Raw genomic sequence first — 3,694 nt, 5'->3', positions numbered from 1 at the left:
AATGAACCACGAGTCCGTAAACGTCGCCCAAAAATTTACCCCTTGATGACGAAACCCCGGCATGAATTACGCAAGCAATTGCAAACTGCTTAAACCGCAAGGGTTTCGGCTTTTCTTAGTGCCATTCGATCTTGTCCATTGAAAGCATAAGTTCCATCTGGATTCAGCAACCGCACCCCGAGATAGTAATTACCACTATTTCGGTTTTGCTCATCTGTGCTATCGTACAGCAAAATCGTGCCCGCAGAGGCAGTGAAGTTATAATCAACAACTTGATTAGCATTAACAAACAGAGTCTGCAATGTACCAAAACCAGAATTGGTTGTTGCAGCAGCAGAATTATCTGTCACGGTGAAGCTGTAATTGACAGGATTGCTACTGCTACCTACAATCGCCAAAGTGTACACACTGTTAGCAGCCAAAGTCACCTGGAAATTAGGACTACTAGCATTGGGGGCTACCAAAACTGCACCACTAGCATCGTAAAGTACCCAGTTAGCACCATTCCAAGTTGTACTACCCAGATTAAAGTTAAGTGTTTGTCCGGCTTTGCCATTGTAAGAGTAAAAGTTAACGCTATTTCCCATCAGGCTACCGTTGGTAGTTGTGCCCACACTCAAAGCTGTGGCTGCCGCCATGTCAGAAAAACGGAAACTATAATTACCTGTGGTCGCCCCATTGCCATCAATTGCCAAGCGATAAGTCCCCGAATCAGTAAGTATGATTGGTATCCCATCCCGATCGAGAATGTTGTCGAATAATTGAACTCCGTTAGGCGCAATTAACTTAGCATGGATGCCACTGCTACCAACCAAGGCATCTAAGAACAAGTGTTGACCAGTCTTACCAGTGAAAGCATACTCATCTCGTTCTCCCGGTTTACTGAGTGTATCTGTGATTGTGCTGCCCAAAATTAAATTTGTGGTAGTAATTGGAGTTGTATATGCCGTAAAGTTGTAGTTGAGAGATGTAGCAGAATAACCGCGCACTCCTAAAACGTAAGTACCAGCAGTTGGTAAAACAATATTGAAATCAGCACTATAGTAGTTTGATGAGGCGATCTGTTGATTATCTGCTCCATACAGTACCCAGTCAGCTAGACCATAAGGCCAATTTGTCGCTCCTAAGTGGAAGTAAAGACGTTCTCCTGATGTACCAGTGAATTGATAGAAGTCAGTTTCCGTACCAGGATCGAGAATAGCAGAAACAGACGTATCTAAAGTGAGCGTTGGTGCAGTATCAATATCTATTAAGCGGAAACTGTAATCGCCAGTAGTTTCTCCAGAACCGTCGATGACCAAACGGTAATTGCCGGATTCACGCAAGAAGAAAGGAGCAATATCGTTAGCCAAGTTACCATCAGCAACAATTACGCCACTGGGACTGTAGAGTTTGGCTGTAATTTGACCTTCACCGGCTAATCGATCCCAGTATAAGCGTTGACCAGAACGTGCAGTGAACGTATACGTGTCGGATTCACCCTTTTCAATCAGGCTACTACTGACCGTGCTACCCAAAGTGTAAGCAGTTGTCGGTAGAGATGGTGCAGAGATACGGAATTTGTAATTGGGATTGCCAGCGCCGTTACCTGACTCTACCAGGAAATAGTCACCTGTAGATGGTAGCGCTAGTTCCTGATCGAGGAGAATATAATTGCTGGTAATGTACTGACCACCTGGGCCATAGAGATTCCAGTAATTATAGTAATCTCCCGCCTGCTGATCGATGTAAAGATACTGCCCTTGAGTCCCACTAAAGCGATAAGTGTAGCTTTCTCTACCTGAAAAAGTGCCACTAATAGTGGTGTCTAAAGTATAAGGTGTAGCATCGGCTTTATCTAAAAGACGGAAACTGTAATCGCCTGTATTGGCTTCATCACCATCAATGACTAACTTGTAAGTACCTGACTCTTTGAGAGTATAGCCACTATCAGGGCCAAAATCCTGATAAAGACGACCATCCTTAACATCAATACCACTGGGGGAAATCAGCCGAACAGTAAAGCCTGGGTCATTGCTATTGAGTCCGTCAAAAAATAATTGCTGACCGAATGTACCAGTGAAGGTGTAAGTATTATTTTCTCCAGGTTTACTAATCGTACCGTTAACAGTGCTACCCAAAGTGTAGGCAGTTATTGGCAGAGATGATGCAGAGATACGGAATTTGTAATTGGGATTGCCAGCGCCGTTACCTGACTCTACTAGGGGTACAGCCGGGATACCTGCAATTTGGGACACGTTGTAAACAAATGTTGCAGAAACCGATTTTGCGATTTACTAACTTGCCCAAAAATGGTATTAATACATTCAAATTTTTGCACACTAAAATCAACTCTTCACGCGATTCAGTCTCTTAAACTTGCCCATAAATGGCCATTTATGGTGATGTTTTCATCTTCAGTTGACATCAAAACCCCGGTAGGAAACAACGCTAAATCAATGGTTTCGACTCTTTAACGTTACAAAACTTTACAACGTGTCCCAATTTACCCGTATCCCGGCTGTACCCCAACTTCAGCAAATGGTTGACATTGCACTGAGCGTTTCTGGGAGCGCCGCTTTGGTTTTGATAATAAGCGATGCGAAATTTTCTATCTTCTTTCTGTTCTAACTGGGCTAAATACTGCTTGATGAACTTGTAATCACCCCTAGCGTTGACTTTGGAGCGAGAATCTACTGGCGTTGTAGTGTTGGAGGACAGGGCTATATCCTTAGCCTCGTCTTCCGAGAGTCCGATGTGAATCGTAACTTTTACTCTGGCTTGGGTTAGATCATATTTGTAATTTTTCCCTTGCTCAAATGCTAAAACTGTATGCCCTCCGTTGATAATGCCATCGCTACCGCCCTCGTTAGCTTCTAAAATCTCCAGTTCTAGTTCAGTTTTGTTCTTGACAGGTTTAGCAATATTAGCCGACAGAACGATTCCACTGTGACGGGAGAAGAATTTTGCAGGTTCGGTGGTCAGGGAGTCGAAGACTTGTCTGTAGGTCGCGCTTTTGCGGTTCGGTTCGCGGATGTTCGGTTCTAGCGGCAGGTCTGTGGGGAAGCTATCTACATGGGCGGTGGCGATGATGCAATTGGGGTTGGCTTGAATATAGTTATCTATCTTGATGTTCCAAGTCTTGGGCATACAATATGTGCAATGTCAGGGGAATTTCTATGTTAACCAAAACTAGGGTGCAAGGTCTTGGGTGTAACACCAAGAGGAGCTACCAAAAAACTGGACTGCCACCGATTGCCCTGCATGAAAAACTACGTTTTTTCGCAGCTACAGTTTGACATCCACCCCGCCGTAAATGGTCGGGGATTCCTAAGACTCACGACTTAGGTTTCTGTTTCTTTCCCTTTCGGCTACGCTCAAGGCAAGCCTTACGGGTATTTCGCAACTGCCCTTCAGCCTTAAGGCTGTCAGGTCTTATGTTCGCTCCACAGACAAGCCAGCGCGGTCTTGGGGGTTTCCCCCATGAGTGACTGGCGCTGAAACTGCGAGTCCCGCAGCCAAAATATTCTTACTTGCGTTAATATCTCTGTCGTGGTGTATCCCACAGTTGGGGCAATTCCACTCTCTTGAATACAGATGGTAAGCTAGAAAGTAGATAACAGTTAAATCGATGATGTCCCATGAACGTTGTCACACCAAAACGATTTACTATTGACGAATATCATCGGCTGATTGAACTGGAATTTCTACATGA

At 44.4% G+C, this 3,694-nt stretch carries 2 protein-coding genes and 2 pseudogenes; 1 reads left to right on the top strand and 3 read right to left on the bottom strand.

The features are described 5' to 3' along the window. Nucleotides 1-89: 89 nt before the first annotated feature. From CDG79_RS39645 to CDG79_RS45720, 3 genes and pseudogenes are all read right to left on the bottom strand, one after another. The gene (locus tag CDG79_RS39645) at nt 90-2,237 is read right to left on the bottom strand and encodes a hypothetical protein (RefSeq protein WP_094346931.1); all 2,148 of its coding nucleotides are present in this window, start codon (nt 2,235-2,237) and stop codon (nt 90-92) included. A gap of 247 nt (nt 2,238-2,484) precedes the next feature. Then, nucleotides 2,485-3,129: pseudogene (locus CDG79_RS39640) on the bottom strand (AIPR family protein); the annotation flags it as partial. A 285-nt stretch (nt 3,130-3,414) separates the two neighbouring features. Next, nucleotides 3,415-3,540 (bottom strand): transposase, encoded by a 126-nt coding sequence (locus CDG79_RS45720; RefSeq protein ID WP_262985885.1) that lies wholly within the window; start codon nt 3,538-3,540, stop codon nt 3,415-3,417. An 80-nt stretch (nt 3,541-3,620) separates the two neighbouring features. Between CDG79_RS45720 and CDG79_RS45270 the strand changes: the two are divergent. Next, nucleotides 3,621-3,694: pseudogene (locus CDG79_RS45270) on the top strand (Uma2 family endonuclease); the annotation flags it as partial.

Origin of the sequence: Nostoc sp. 'Peltigera membranacea cyanobiont' 232 (assembly GCF_002245985.1) — a bacterium.
Lineage (GTDB): Bacteria > Cyanobacteriota > Cyanobacteriia > Cyanobacteriales > Nostocaceae > Nostoc.
Note: the sequence above shows the minus strand (reverse complement) of the source record. Positions and strands in the feature narration are given on the sequence as shown.